13 protein-coding genes are annotated in these 12,823 nt (G+C 63.8%); 8 read left to right on the top strand and 5 right to left on the bottom strand.

Features of this window, described 5'->3' with window-relative positions; all coding sequences use genetic code 11:
- Nucleotides 1–5: 5 nt before the first annotated feature.
- Both EOD29_RS03510 and EOD29_RS03505 read left to right on the top strand, forming a co-directional pair.
- Entirely contained in the window at nt 6–920 is a 915-nt protein-coding gene (locus EOD29_RS03510; protein ID WP_127245934.1) for a neutral zinc metallopeptidase, read from the top strand.
- A gap of 144 nt (nt 921–1,064) precedes the next feature.
- Entirely contained in the window at nt 1,065–2,333 is a 1,269-nt protein-coding gene (locus EOD29_RS03505; RefSeq protein ID WP_095801616.1) for a TCR/Tet family MFS transporter, read from the top strand.
- A gap of 189 nt (nt 2,334–2,522) precedes the next feature.
- On the opposite strand, the gene carA is transcribed toward EOD29_RS03505, so the two are convergent.
- Complete coding sequence (gene carA, locus EOD29_RS03500; RefSeq protein ID WP_127245933.1) at nt 2,523–3,725, bottom strand: glutamine-hydrolyzing carbamoyl-phosphate synthase small subunit; 1,203 nt, start codon at nt 3,723–3,725, stop codon at nt 2,523–2,525.
- 269 nt (nt 3,726–3,994) lie between these two features.
- Between carA and EOD29_RS03495 the strand changes: the two genes are divergently transcribed.
- Nucleotides 3,995–4,444, top strand: coding sequence for a GatB/YqeY domain-containing protein (locus EOD29_RS03495; protein WP_067326768.1), 450 nt, complete (start codon nt 3,995–3,997; stop codon nt 4,442–4,444).
- Nucleotides 4,445–4,453: 9 nt separating this feature from the next.
- Here EOD29_RS03495 and EOD29_RS03490 read toward each other — a convergent pair whose 3' ends face one another.
- On the bottom strand, nt 4,454–5,443 hold the full coding sequence (locus EOD29_RS03490) for a hypothetical protein (RefSeq protein ID WP_127245932.1): 990 nt from the start codon (nt 5,441–5,443) through the stop codon (nt 4,454–4,456).
- Nucleotides 5,444–5,735: 292 nt separating this feature from the next.
- On the opposite strand from EOD29_RS03490, the gene EOD29_RS03485 reads away from it, so the two are divergent.
- Both EOD29_RS03485 and EOD29_RS03480 read left to right on the top strand, forming a co-directional pair.
- Entirely contained in the window at nt 5,736–6,446 is a 711-nt protein-coding gene (locus EOD29_RS03485; protein WP_127245931.1) for a DNA helicase, read from the top strand.
- A 52-nt stretch (nt 6,447–6,498) separates the two neighbouring features.
- Nucleotides 6,499–7,056, top strand: a complete 558-nt coding sequence (locus EOD29_RS03480) for a GNAT family N-acetyltransferase (RefSeq protein WP_127245930.1) — start codon at nt 6,499–6,501, stop codon at nt 7,054–7,056.
- Nucleotides 7,057–7,083: 27 nt separating this feature from the next.
- Here the strand turns inward: EOD29_RS03480 and EOD29_RS03475 are convergent, their stop codons facing one another.
- A complete protein-coding gene (locus tag EOD29_RS03475) occupies nt 7,084–7,467 on the bottom strand; it encodes a DUF983 domain-containing protein (protein WP_164746753.1) in 384 nt (127 codons plus the stop codon).
- Between the two features lie 111 nt (nt 7,468–7,578).
- On the opposite strand from EOD29_RS03475, the gene EOD29_RS03470 reads away from it, so the two are divergent.
- The gene (locus EOD29_RS03470) at nt 7,579–8,955 is read left to right on the top strand and encodes a PLP-dependent aminotransferase family protein (RefSeq protein ID WP_164763685.1); all 1,377 of its coding nucleotides are present in this window, start codon (nt 7,579–7,581) and stop codon (nt 8,953–8,955) included.
- A gap of 25 nt (nt 8,956–8,980) precedes the next feature.
- On the opposite strand, the gene EOD29_RS03465 is transcribed toward EOD29_RS03470, so the two are convergent.
- Nucleotides 8,981–10,162 (bottom strand): MFS transporter, encoded by a 1,182-nt coding sequence (locus tag EOD29_RS03465; protein WP_127245928.1) that lies wholly within the window; start codon nt 10,160–10,162, stop codon nt 8,981–8,983.
- Here EOD29_RS03465 and EOD29_RS03460 point away from each other — a divergent pair.
- The gene (locus EOD29_RS03460) at nt 10,161–10,343 is read left to right on the top strand and encodes a hypothetical protein (RefSeq protein ID WP_127245927.1); all 183 of its coding nucleotides are present in this window, start codon (nt 10,161–10,163) and stop codon (nt 10,341–10,343) included. The genes EOD29_RS03465 and EOD29_RS03460 overlap by 2 nt on opposite strands.
- Nucleotides 10,344–10,419: 76 nt before the next feature.
- On the opposite strand, the gene EOD29_RS03455 is transcribed toward EOD29_RS03460, so the two are convergent.
- Entirely contained in the window at nt 10,420–12,084 is a 1,665-nt protein-coding gene (locus EOD29_RS03455) for a Na/Pi cotransporter family protein (RefSeq protein WP_095801609.1), read from the bottom strand.
- A gap of 362 nt (nt 12,085–12,446) precedes the next feature.
- On the opposite strand from EOD29_RS03455, the gene EOD29_RS03450 reads away from it, so the two are divergent.
- Nucleotides 12,447–12,809 (top strand): RcnB family protein, encoded by a 363-nt coding sequence (locus EOD29_RS03450; RefSeq protein WP_127245926.1) that lies wholly within the window; start codon nt 12,447–12,449, stop codon nt 12,807–12,809.
- Nucleotides 12,810–12,823 lie beyond the last annotated feature (14 nt).

Below are 12,823 nucleotides of genomic sequence, written 5' to 3'. Positions count from 1 at the left end.
TTGCCATGCTTTGGAGAGGCCGCCGTCAGAGCGACAATATCGAGGACGAGCGCAGCGACAGCGGCGGGTTCGGCGGTGGCAGTCCGCGGCAGTTCCGCGTTCCGATCGGGAGGCGAGCGGGCGGCGGCGGCAGCATCATCTTCGTCATTCTGGTGGTTCTCGCCGGATGGTATTTCGGCTTCGATCCATCGCAGATCCTGGGTGAAGGTGGTGGCCTCGTGCCGGGCGGCGGCGGCCAGATTACCGAAGACAGCAGTTCGCCGGACAGCGGCGCGCCCGCCTCGGACGAGATGAAACAGTTCGTGGCGACCGTGCTCGCCGAGACCGAGGACACATGGAGCGGTATCTTCAAGGCCAATGGCCTTACCTACGAGGACCCGAAGCTGGTGCTGTTCAGCAGCCAGATCCGGTCGGCTTGCGGCTTTGCCTCTTCGGCGGCGGGACCGTTCTATTGCCCGGGCGATCACAAGGTCTATCTCGACATGACCTTCTTCCAGCAGCTCGACCAGCAGTTCGGCGCCTCGGGTGAATTCGCCCGCGCCTACGTGATCGCGCATGAGGTCGGCCATCACGTGCAGAACCTCACCGGCATCATGTCGAAATTCAACCAGATGCGGCAGGGCATGGGCGAGGCCGAGGCCAATCAGATGTCGGTCCGGGTCGAGCTTCAGGCCGACTGCTTCGCCGGTGTCTGGGCGCACTATACCGCGCAGAAGGGCATTCTGGAGCAGGGCGACATGGAAAGCGCGCTGAATGCCGCCAAGCAGATCGGCGACGACACGCTGCAGAAAAAAATGCAGGGCTATGTGGTTCCGGAAAGCTTCAACCACGGCACGTCGGCGCAGCGGCAGACCTGGCTGGCGCGCGGCTACAAGAGCGGCAAGCTTTCGGACTGCGATACATTCAACAATCCGGTCTGAACAGCGACGCAGGGCTGCGGCACCGCGGCGGGCTGCCGGGAACTGATGTCAGGATGAGGCAGTTGCGGTCGTTCGCTTATTGTTCCGGCCGGCTGGCTCGCCTATAAGAGCCTCCCGTCCAAGGCGGCCGAGGAGCTTGTCACCATGATCGACCCCAAGACCGCCAAGCGGGGCCTTGCGCTCGTTTTCACGACGCTGCTGCTCGACGTCATCGGCTTCGGCATCATCATGCCGGTGCTGCCGGCCTATCTGCAGGAGCTGACCGGCGCCGGCGTAAGCGAGGCGGCTATCGAGGGCGGCTGGCTGTTCTTCGTCTATGCGGCGATGCAGTTCTTCTTCGCGCCTGTCATCGGCGGCTTAAGCGACCGTTTCGGGCGGCGGCCGATCCTGCTTGCCTCGGTGCTCACCTTCTCCATCGATAATCTGATCTGCGCCATCGCCTGGTCCTATCCGATGCTGTTCATCGGACGCGTGCTCGCCGGCATTTCGGGCGCCAGCTATTCGACGACGTCGGCCTTCATCGCCGACATCTCGAACGACGAGAACAGGGCCAAGAATTTCGGCCTGCTCGGCATTGCCTTCGGCGTCGGCTTCGTCATCGGTCCGGTGCTCGGCGGACTGCTCGGCACATTCGGGCCGCGCGTGCCGTTCTATTTCGCAGCCGGGCTCGCCTTCGTGAACTTCCTCATCGCGATGTTCTTGCTGCCGGAGACGCTGGACGAGCAGCATCGTCGCCGCTTCGAATGGAAACGTGCCAATCCGGTTGGCACGCTGATCCAGATGCGCAACTATCCCGGCATAGGCTGGATCGGGCTGGTCTTCTTCCTGATGACGCTCGGCCACATGATGTATCCGGCGGTCTGGTCCTTCGTTTCAAGCTACCGTTATGGCTGGAATGAGCAGCAGATCGGCTTCTCGCTCGGCGCCTTCGGTCTATGCGGCGCGATCGTCATGGCGACGGTGCTGCCGCGTGTCATCCCGAAGCTCGGCGAGTGGAGGACCGCGGCGATCGGCCTGACCTTCACCGCGCTCAGCGCCTTTGGCTACGCGTTTGCGACGCAGGGCTGGATGATCTACGCGGTGATCGTCGCCGGCTGCCTGGAAGCGCTCGCCGACCCGCCATTGAGGAGCCTTGCGGCCGCCAAGGTGCCGCCTTCGGCGCAAGGCGAATTGCAGGGCGCGATGACCTCGATCTTCTCGATCACCTCGATCATCACGCCGCTGCTTTATACGGCGATCTTTTCCTGGTTCACCGGCCCAAGCGCGCCGGTTGAGTTCGGCGGCGCGCCCTATGTGCTCGGCGCGGTTTTCCTGACATTGGCGGTGATCGTCTTCGTGACGAAGGTCGCCAAGCCGACACCGAAGGAGGTCGAGCGCATGCACGCGCAGGAAGCGGTGACCGACGCGGCTTAAGGCGTGTTGATATTCAGGTGGTGCTGGCCTGTAAATGACTGTTTCCTGCGCTTCCAGTGCGCACGACCAAAAAATACGATCCCCTCCGGTTCTCTGAACCCGGCCAGTTTGGTCGCTTCGCGCCCGTCTTCGACTCCGGCCCGGCCTGGCCCGAATCTCAATACGCCTTGGAGTGGGTTGCGCTTTGAGCTAGGCGCGCTCGGCCAGGGCCGGCGCGCCGCGCCGCTCGCGAATGAGATTGACGAAGCGGCGGAAGAGATAGTGCGAATCCTGCGGCCCGGGCGAGGCCTCGGGATGGTGCTGGACCGAGAACACCGGCCGGCCGGTCAGCGCGATGCCGCAATTCGAGCCGTCGAACAGCGAGACGTGGGTTTCCTCGACGCCTTCGGGCAGCGAGTCGGCGTCGACGGCGAAGCCATGGTTCATCGAGACGATCTCGACCTTGCCGGTTGTGTGGTCCTTCACCGGATGGTTGGCGCCGTGATGGCCCTGATGCATCTTCTCGGTCTTGCCGCCGAGCGCCAGCGCCAGCATCTGGTGGCCGAGGCAGATGCCGAACACCGGGAGATCGCTTTTCAGCAGGTCCTGGATGACCGGCACGGCATATTTGCCCGTCGCTTCCGGGTCGCCGGGACCGTTGGACAGGAAGATGCCGTCCGGCTGCATGGCCAGGATCTCTTCCGCGCCGGTTTTTGCCGGCACGACGGTGACCTTGGCGCCGAGGCCCGCAAGCAGGCGCAGTATGTTTCGCTTGACGCCATAATCGATGGCCACGACATGCAGCGACGACTCGTCCTGCTCGCCGAAGCCTTTGTTCCAGGCCCAGGGCGTCTCGCGCCAGACCGAGGATTGGCCCGAGGTGACCTCCTTGGCGAGGTCCAGCCCGATAAGGCCCGACCAGGCGGCGGCGCGCCGCTTCAGGTCGTCGAGGTCGAAAACGCCATCCGGTGCATGGGCGATCACGGCGTTGGGCATGCCTTTCTCGCGGATCAGCACGGTGAGAGCGCGAGTGTCGATCCCCGAGAGCGCGATGATGCCGCGCCTCTTCAACCATTGGTCGAGATGCCCGGCCGCCCGGTAGTTGGAGGGGTCGGTGACATTGGCCTTGAAGATCGCGCCGACGGCACCCGCGCGGGCAGCTGGATGCAAATCCTCGATATCCTCGCTGTTGGTGCCGACATTGCCGATATGCGGGAAGGTGAAGGTGACGATCTGGCCGGCATAGGAGGGGTCGGTAAGGATCTCTTCGTAGCCGGTCAGGGCGGTGTTGAAGCAGACTTCGGCGACCGCCGATCCCGTGGCGCCGAGGGCGCGGCCTTCGATCATCGTGCCGTCGGCGAGCACGAGAAGGGCGGTCGGCTTTTCGGTGGCCCAGGGGGCGGTCGTGGCCATGGCGGCACTCCTAGAGGCTGTTCCGGATCATCCCGTTGGAGGGACGACCCGCGCAGCAAACGACGCGCGGCGGCGAATTCGCGAGCCTGCGCGCAACCAAAGTTTCAGTTCATGCGAGGCTCAGTACATAGGGGATGGCGGCAAAGCGGTCAATGACGCTTCCTCCGAGCGGAATGGATTTATTTCGCCGAGCAAAATCAACGGTTTGCCTGGATTTGCCTTGAGCGTCCGGCGAAGCTATTGTCCGCCGCGATCGAAGGAGAAGCATCATGCGCGAGAAAATCGCCGAATCCATGAAGAGCGCGATGAAGGCACAGGACAAGCATCGGCTGCCGACGCTCAGGCTGATCCAGGCCGCCATCCACGACCGCGACATCGCCAATCGCGGCGCGGGCAAGCCTGCGGCGAGCGAGGAAGAGATCCTGCAGATCCTCTCCAAGATGGTGAAGCAGCGCGAGGAATCGGCCAAAGCCTTCGAGGACGGCAGGCGGCCGGAACTGGCGGCGCAGGAGCGCGGCGAGATGGAGATCATCCGCGAGTTCCTGCCGGCACAGCTCGACGATGTGGCGATCACGGCGGCGGCGCGCGAGGCGATCGCGGCGACGGGTGCCGCCAGCCAGAAGGACATGGGCAAGGTGATCGGCGCCCTGAAGCAGAAATATGCCGGCCAGATGGATTTCGCCAAGGCGAGCGCTATCATCAAGGGGCTGCTCCAGTAGAAGACCGGCTCAGTTCTTGCAGATCGGCACCGGCTGCGGCGGCGGCGCCGGATGGTCCTTCTTGTACTGCGCGATGATCGGCTCGAGGGTCTTCTTCGGCCAGAACTTCGGAGAGCCGATTTCCTTCAGGCAGGATGCGTTCCAATAGACGCCCGCAGCCGACAGCGCTTGGCCGGCGGCCTTGGCGCGCGCCACAGCGGCGATGTCGCGCGATTCAGGATAGATGTAGAGCGTGGTCGGGTTGTTCTTCACCAACGGGATGATCTGCTCGGCATCGGCCGGCGACCAGCTGGTGCAGCCATTGCTGCGGCCGCCGGCATAATTCACCAGCCTGCCGAACGGGACGAAGCCGTCATGGTCGGCGTAGGAGCTGTTCGGATCTTTGCGCAGGCACATGCCCCTGAGCAAGGCTGCCGGATGGCCGCCGATCACGCGCTGCCTGGCGTTGGCCGCTTCGCCTTCGCCATCGAACTGGATGAAGGTACGCATGAACACCGCGTTCTGCGCACCGACGCGATAATAGCCCTTGAAGGACGTCTTGGTCTCGGCGGTCATGTAGGCTCCGCCTGCCGTCAGCTCCGAATCCATCGCGTTGCCGAAGTTTTTCGCGCAACGCCTGCCATTGGAGAAATCGGCAACGCCTTTGAGATTGCGGCCGCCGCCATGGCCCGAAGAAACCGCTCGAAAGAGCTGCTTGGCCTCGCAGATGATATAGTAGCGTTGACCAAGCACACTGTTGCCCAGGTCGCCGGGCCGCGTTGCATCCATGGCGAAGTAGCAGGGGTTGCTGACCGAACCTTCACTGACCTTCTTCTGGTAGAGGGCGCGCGCCCGCTCCAGCACGACCTGCGAGATCTGACCTTCGTTGTCGCCGACATGGCGCTGCAGCCAGTCCGGAATGTTCGATGGGCGCAACGCCGCGAACGAGCCGACCGATGCCGTCAGAGCGGCGAGGACGAAGAGGACGGCGGCACCAAGCGGAACAGATATCAACCGCACCGGATTAATCCCCCCTCGAACTGGTATCGCTTGTGGTGAATCACCTGCGCCAATCATAAGAGCATAGCGCCGATGGGCGAAACACTTCTTGTCTAGTGCGCTCTGCCGAAGCTGGCGCATCTGCGATTTTCGACAGGCAAGAAGTTGGCTACTATCTGATTCCGGCGCGCCCACGCCTCCTCCCTCCGTTGGGAAAGCATTGTTCATGCAGGGCATTCGATCGCTAAACCGACTGTTCGAGCATCGGCATAAGGAGGGATTGCGAAGACTGCTCGCAATAGAAGGTTTTTCGATGCGGCTTTCCGCACCCGTCTATCATCTGAAGCGCCAGGCGAGGTTGCTGTCGCGCAAGGAAAATGTTCCCCTTCATGAGGCGCTTGACCGCATGGCCTTCAAGGAAGGCTTTGGCAGCTGGAGCCTGCTTGCGGCGAAAGCCGCCGAGGCCGCACCCGCCGGGAGGCTGCCTGCGCAACTGATACCCGGCGACATGGTCCTCGTGGCGGCCCGGCCGGGTCAGGGCAAGACGCTGATGAGCCTCGAACTCGCCGTGGCGGCCATGAAGCAGGGCAGTCGCGCCGTATTCTTCACCCTGGAATACATGCATGCCGACATCCTCGACCGGTTCCGCGACATCGGCGTCGACCCTGCCGTTTTCGACCATCTGTTCGAGTTCGACAATTCCGACGCCATCAGCGCCGCCTACATCATCGAGGCGTTGGGGTCGGCGCCGCGCGGCACGCTGGCGGTGATCGACTATCTGCAACTGCTCGACCAGAAGCGCGAAGATCCCGAGCTCATGGTGCAGATACGCGCCTTGAGATCGTTTGCCCGGGAACGCGGGCTGGTGCTGGTCTTCATCTCCCAGGTCGACCGGTCATACGATGCGTCCAGGAAGCCTTTTCCCGACCTTGACGATGTCCGGCTGCCGAACCCACTCGATTTATCGCTCTTCGACAAGATGTGCTTCCTCAACAAGGGCGAAATCCGCTTTCAGTCAGCTTGAGGGCGATCCTGACCGGGGCTATGCCTGCCGATCTCGCAAAGGACACGGCTTCATGGTCGAACTCGTCAAACCAGCGCTCGAGCATCTGCCGTCCTACAAGGCGGCGCTGGAGCGCGGCTGGTCGCCGGACAATGTGCGGCTGCTGGAGGCTACGCGCGAGCAGCTCGAGGCCATTGAAGAAGATCCGGTGGCATTTCTCGCCGACCTGGACGACCCCGAGGCCAAGGGGCCGCCGATCGCACTGCCGGACGGCACAATGGTGCCACGCCTGCCGGGCTTCCGGCGCTGGATCTGGGACGGCGAGGCCGCCGGCTCGATCGGGCTTCGCTGGCAGAAGGGCACGTCGGCGCTGCCGCCGCACGTGCTCGGCCACATCGGCTATGCCGTGATGCCATGGAAGAAGGGGCGCGGCTATGCCACCGAAGCGCTGCGGCTGATGCTTCACGAGGCAAGGGCGGTCGGTCTCGACTATGTCGAGATCACCACCGATCTCGACAATCTTGCATCCCAGAAGGTGGTGCTCGCCAATGGCGGCATTCTCGTCGGCCGGTTCGCCAAAGTCGCCGCCTATGGTGGCGCGGAGAGCCTCAAGTACCGGATCGACCTTTAGGTCTCAAGGCAAGCGAACTTGAGAACCTTATTCGCCGGGCCTGGCCAGTCTTCCTTCTGCGGCCTTGTAGTAGAACTGGCTCGCGACAAGCCAGCCTTTCAGCGGCCTGAGCGGCGGAATGCAGGTCGCAAGGATGATCGGCACCGAAACGAAGGCGTGGAACCACATGGATGGCTCGAACGTCACCTGCGCCCAGACGGCGAACAGGACGGAGGGCACGCAGGCAAAGCAGATGACGAAGAAGGCGGGTCCGTCGGCCGGATCGGCAAAAGAATAGTCGAGCCCGCAGACTTCGCATTTCGGCGCCAGCTTCAGAAATCCGTCGAACAGCCGGCCCTCTCCGCAACGCGGGCATCGCCCGCGGATGCCGACCCGCCAGGGTTCGAGGTGGGGATAGTGCGCGTCGTGCATGGTCATCACTCCAGGACCTCGCATGCATTCGATCGGCCTTGAGGTCACGCATACATACTAATATGACTATTGTATGCATACAATGCGATAAAATGTATGGATACCGGTGGCATGAACAGTGAAGGGGACCTCAGCTGGCTTTCTCCCTTGGCGGAAGACTCACAGCCGCTCTATCTCAAGATCGTCGAGGCGCTTGCGACTGCCCGCTCGATCGGGCGGCTGCAACCGGGGGACAGGCTGCCGCCGCAGCGAGAGCTTGCCCGCTTCCTTGGCGTGGATCTGACCACGGTCACCCGGGCGTTCACCGAAGCCCGCCGCAGGAACCTGATCGATGCAACGGCCGGTCGCGGCACCTTCATCACGCCCGGCGAGCCGGAAGAGCCGATCCTCGATCTGAGCATGAACATTCCGCCGGCGCCTTCGGGCCTGAGCCTGCCGGCATTGATCCGGAGCGGCATCGAGGGACTGCTCAAACGTTTCAGCGCCGAAGCACTGCTTTCCTACCATCCCGGCCCGGGTTCTCCCGCGGAACGCGCCGCCGGCTCGTATTGGCTTGCCGCAGCCGGCGGCAGGTTGCCTGTCGAGCGCGTGGCTCTTGGTTCGGGGGCGCAGGCGCTGCTCGCCGCCGTCCTTCTGTCGCAAACCCGTGAGGGCGATACGATCCTCACCGATACGCTGACCTATCCCGGCCTGATCGCGCTGGCGCAGGCCACGGGGCGAAAGCTGGCTGGGGCGGGACGCGACGATGACGGCATGCGCCCCGACCATCTGGAGGAAGCGGCGCGACGATATCGCGCCCGCGTCCTCTATCTCAACCCGACACTTCACAATCCGACCACGCTCACCATGCCGGAGGGCCGGCGCCGGGATCTGGCTCGGATGGCGGGCAGGCTTGGCCTGGTGATCGTCGAGGACGATCCCTACAGTCCCCTGCAGACCGCTTCACCGCCAGCCTTCCTCAGCCTGGCGCCGGACCGGACATTCCACCTGGCTACATTGGCGAAATGCATCTCGCCATTTCTGCGCACGGCGTTCCTGGCGGCGCCCGACGCGAAATCCGTCGAGCGGATCGCGGCGACAATCCGGGGCACCACCATGATGGCGCCGCCGCTGATGACGGGGCTCGCCTGCGAGTGGGTGCGAAGCGGCCTGGCCGGCGAGATCACCGCCGCGGTGCGTGCCGAAGCAGAGGCCAGGCAGACGATCGCGCGCAAGATCCTGCCGGCCGGTTTCGCCTCGACGGAATCAAGCCTGCATCTTTGGTATCCGCTGGATGCGCGATTGCGTTCATCGGATATCGCCGAGATCGCACGCCGTCGCGGATTGGCCCTCAGCCCGGCGGAAGAGTTCTCCGTCGTGCCCAGTGCCGCTGATGGCTTGCGGCTGGCGTTGGGTGCCGCATCCAGCCACGAAAGGCTGGAGGAGGGGCTTCACGGTTTGAAGTCGATCCTGTCGGGCGGCTCTGGCTCCTTGCGTCCTCAGGTCTGAGGCGGCAGAGCGGCACGCCAAGGCTCTATTCCGCCGCAGCCGGCAACGGCGGCGTCGCCCGGCTGCGCCATTCCCAAGCCTGCGAGGCAAGCGCGACCGCCAGGGCCACCAGCATGGCAAACGCGCCGGCGACCGGCAGGCTGCGATAGCCAAGACCGGCATTGAGCATCGCAGCGCCCAGCGAGGCGGCGAGCGCGATGCCGACATTGAAGCCCGAGGGAATCAGCGACGAGGCAAGGTTCGAGGCGTCTGCCGTCCAGGCCAGGATCCGGGTCTGGATCGGCGCGCCGATGGCGAAGTTGAGGCCGCCCCATATGACGATCGCGACGATCATCGGCACCGGGTAGGGACTGACCGCATAGATGACGCCAAGCATAACCGCCTGCAGGAAAAGCATGGCGATCAGCGACGGCATCAGCTTCCAGTCGGCAAGCTTGCCGCCCAAGAGAACGCCGATCGTCGCGCCGACGCCGTTGAGCAGCAGCACAAACGGGATCAGGCTTTCGTGGAGGCCGGTGACTTCGAGCAGCGTCGGCGTGATGTAGGTGAAGAGGCCGAACTGGCCGATCATCAACATCAGCATCAGGATGAGCGAGGTCCAGACCTGCTGGCGCCCCAAGACGCGCACCTCGCGCGCGAGGCCGGCGGGCCGGTTGGCGGCGCCTGCCGTGCGGGGCAGCAGCGCAAGCATGGCAACGATCGCGACGACGCCCAGCGCGCACATCACCCAGAAGGTCGCCCGCCAGCCCCAGAGACCGCCGATCGCGGTGCCGGCCGGAACGCCGATAACGTTGGAGACGGTCAATCCAGAGAGGATGACCGCGACCGCCCGGCCGCGCTGGTCCTCACGCACCAGGCCGACCGCGACCACCATGGCGACGCCGAAATAGCAGCCATGCGCCACTGCAGTGGCAATGCGCAGGAGAAGCATCGAGGTGAAATCGGGCGCCAGCGCGCAAGCGGCCTGGCCAAGAGTGAAGGCAATGGTCAGGGCGATGAGCAGCGACTTTCGCGAGACCCTGCTGGTTGCGAGCGCCAGGAGCGGACCACCAATGGCGATGCCGCAGGCATAGCCGGAGACGAGATAGCCGGCGGTGGGCACGGAAACACCCAGACCCTGCGCTACCTCCGGCAGCACGCCGGCGATGACGAACTCAGTCGTGCCGAAAGCGAAGGCGGCAATGAACAGGGCAATGAGGGGCAGCATGGCGCGGACAGCGATCCTGAATGAGCTGGCCTCAAACCATGGATGGGACGCTGCGGGCAATGCAGAAATTGTCGATGCCGCTTTAGGTTTTCTTGACCGGGTTGGGCAGTGGTCTCGACTGGCCCTCTTCGTGCCGTACGGGCGCTCAGTCGGAGCCGTCATCAATCTCACCGTCACCTAGCCGACGGATGCGAGGATTGAACGAAGGCTAATTGTGTGCGGGCCGGTCGGTCGATGCTAGCTCGCCTTCAGCGATGCTAGCTCGCCTTCAGACGCGAGCCGCCGAGCAGCCCGCGCTCCTCCAGCACCGGGTAGGCCATGGAGGCGAGCAGCGAATTGATCTGCTTGAGGTCGCGGATGGTGTCGAGATGGATCGAACTGGTCTCGACGCTTTTCGCGGTCCCGTCGCGCAGCCGCACGAAGTGGCTGGCGCTGGTCTCTTTCTCGCGCTCGCGCAGCAGGTCCTTCTCGAGCACCAACTGGCGGGCGGTTTCCGGGTCGCGCGAGACCAGCACGTTGAAGGCAAGCCGCGCATTGGCCAGAACCGAGGCATGGAAAGCGCAAAGCTCGCGCCAGCCCTCGGGCGTGAATTCCAGCCCGCGCTCCAGCTTCTTCCTGACATGCACAAGCATGTTGCGCACGATGATGTCGCCGACCTGCTCCAGCTTGACGCAGGCGCCGATCAGTTCCTGGCAGCGCAGCGCCTCGTCCTCGCTCAGGGGGTTCTTGGTGACCTTGGCCAGATAGAGCTTGATCGCGGCGTGCTTCTGGTCGACCCGGTCGTCGAGCGCGGCCAGCGCCTTGATCTTGCCGGCGTCGGCGCTCTCATAGAGCTCGATGATCCGCTTCAGCATGATCTCGACCGTCTCGCAGACCCGGACCACCTCGCGCGTGGCGTTGGCCAGGGCCTGGCTTGGCGTGTCGAGCGCGCTCTCGTTCAGCGCGGACAGTTCGACCACGTCGAGCGCTGCCGCCGGTTCGGGCTTAGTACCGAGCGCCACGATCTTCTCCGAAGCGCGATAGACGAGGCCGGCGAGTGGCAGCCCGGCAAGCAGGATGATCACGTTGAACAGGATGTGGGCGTTGACGATCTGGCCGGAGGCCGTCGTGCCGAGGAAGGAGAAGTGCGGCCTGAAAATCATGAACAGGATCAGCATCACGAGCGAGCCAAGCCCGCGCATCAGAAGATTGCCGATCGGCACGATGCGGACTTCCGCCGCTGCCGAGCGGGTGAGCATCGGCGCGATGATCGAGGAACCGAGATTGACGCCCAGGATCAGGACGACGCCGAGCTCCGGAGTGATCAAACCCCGGCCGGCTAGCGTGGCCATGAGCAGGACCGCCGCGATGCTCGACTGGAACAGCCAGGTGATCAGTGCCGCCAGCAGGTAGGAGCTGATCGCATCGCCGGAGAAGTAGTCGATGATGACCGGCATGAGCTGGCTGTCGCGCAACGGCTCGGAAGCTTGGCCGATCATCTCCAGCGACAGGATCAGAAGGCCGATGCCAACAAGGATGCGGCCGGTCTGACGCCAATCGCGGCGCTCGGTGGCCATGAACATGATGGTTCCTGCGACCAGGCACAACGGCACCACGAGCGACAGATCAAAGGTAAGAAGCTTCGCGACCAAGGCCGAGCCGATCTCGGCGCCGCGCACGGCAAGCTGCCCGGCGGCGCCCGACACGATGCCGGCGCCGGCGAAGGAGCCGACCAGCAGCGTGACGGCGGTTGAACTCTGCAGCGCGATCGCGAGGCCACAGCCGGCCAGCACCGCCATCAGCGGCTTGCGCATGGTGGCGCGCAGCCTGTGACGCAGCACATCGCCATAGGCGCGCTCGACACCGGTTTTTACCATGCGGGTGGCGAACAGCATCAGCGCCACTGCGCCGGCAAGGTGCAGAAGGACAACGGATCCGCTCATGCCGAGCCTCGCAACGAGGCGGCCAGGAAGCGGAAAAAGGTGCGAATCGCAAGCATTTCGAAGGTCGAGACTAAAGCAGTTTACATTAGCCGGATAATAAATTTTACCCGATTCGGCCGACATTCGGCACACGACGGCGTGTGTCGGAAATGGATAGAAGGTGCTTTGGTTGCAGATCGCGGTCGGACAGGCGGCAAATGTCGCGTCGACGCGAAGCCTGGGCTTGAACCGGTTTCTGTAAATTGGTGAACCTGCTTGCGTAACCAACGGAAATCATTACGGAATTGTAACCAAGGTGTTCAGTTTCGGTTCATGCCAGCCGGAATATCTCCTTGCCTATCGACAACCAAGGAGCACTGACCATGAAGCGTCTCATACTTTCCACCGTGACCGCCGCGATGCTGACCGCTTCGGCCTTTTCGGGCCAGGCCGCGCCGCTCGTTCAGCCGAGCGAGACGCAATCGACCTACACACAGGTCGACTGGCAGAGGCCGGGCCGGCATGTCGAGAAGCGCGTCGTGAAGAAGAAGGTCGTGGTGAAGCGCAGCCATTGGCGCAATGGGCAGAAGTATTCCAGCTGGAAGCGCCATCAGGCGGTTCGCGACTGGCACCGTTATGGGCTGCGCCGTCCCGGCCCCGGCCAGGAGTGGATTCGCGTCGGCAACGACTACCTTTTGGTCAGCATCGTCTCCGGTATCATCTTCGGCGCGATCGCCGCGCACTGAGCGGGGAATGGTCC

The sequence above is a fragment of the Mesorhizobium sp. M1A.T.Ca.IN.004.03.1.1 genome (assembly GCF_003997555.1).
Taxonomy (GTDB): domain Bacteria; phylum Pseudomonadota; class Alphaproteobacteria; order Rhizobiales; family Rhizobiaceae; genus Mesorhizobium.
This window is presented reverse-complemented; position numbering and strand designations above follow the sequence as displayed.

Coding starts and splice junctions, on each gene's coding strand:
- EOD29_RS03510 (WP_127245934.1), top strand. CDS start 6: ATGCTTTGGAGAGGCCGCCGTCAGAGCGACAATATCGAGGACGAGCGC.
- EOD29_RS03505 (WP_095801616.1), top strand. CDS start 1,065: ATGATCGACCCCAAGACCGCCAAGCGGGGCCTTGCGCTCGTTTTCACG.
- carA (WP_127245933.1), bottom strand. CDS start 3,725: ATGGCCACGACCGCCCCCTGGGCCACCGAAAAGCCGACCGCCCTTCTC.
- EOD29_RS03495 (WP_067326768.1), top strand. CDS start 3,995: ATGCGCGAGAAAATCGCCGAATCCATGAAGAGCGCGATGAAGGCACAG.
- EOD29_RS03485 (WP_127245931.1), top strand. CDS start 5,736: ATGCGGCTTTCCGCACCCGTCTATCATCTGAAGCGCCAGGCGAGGTTG.
- EOD29_RS03480 (WP_127245930.1), top strand. CDS start 6,499: ATGGTCGAACTCGTCAAACCAGCGCTCGAGCATCTGCCGTCCTACAAG.
- EOD29_RS03475 (WP_164746753.1), bottom strand. CDS start 7,467: ATGCACGACGCGCACTATCCCCACCTCGAACCCTGGCGGGTCGGCATC.
- EOD29_RS03470 (WP_164763685.1), top strand. CDS start 7,579: ATGAACAGTGAAGGGGACCTCAGCTGGCTTTCTCCCTTGGCGGAAGAC.
- EOD29_RS03460 (WP_127245927.1), top strand. CDS start 10,161: ATGGCGCGGACAGCGATCCTGAATGAGCTGGCCTCAAACCATGGATGG.
- EOD29_RS03465 (WP_127245928.1), bottom strand. CDS start 10,162: ATGCTGCCCCTCATTGCCCTGTTCATTGCCGCCTTCGCTTTCGGCACG.
- EOD29_RS03455 (WP_095801609.1), bottom strand. CDS start 12,084: ATGAGCGGATCCGTTGTCCTTCTGCACCTTGCCGGCGCAGTGGCGCTG.
- EOD29_RS03450 (WP_127245926.1), top strand. CDS start 12,447: ATGAAGCGTCTCATACTTTCCACCGTGACCGCCGCGATGCTGACCGCT.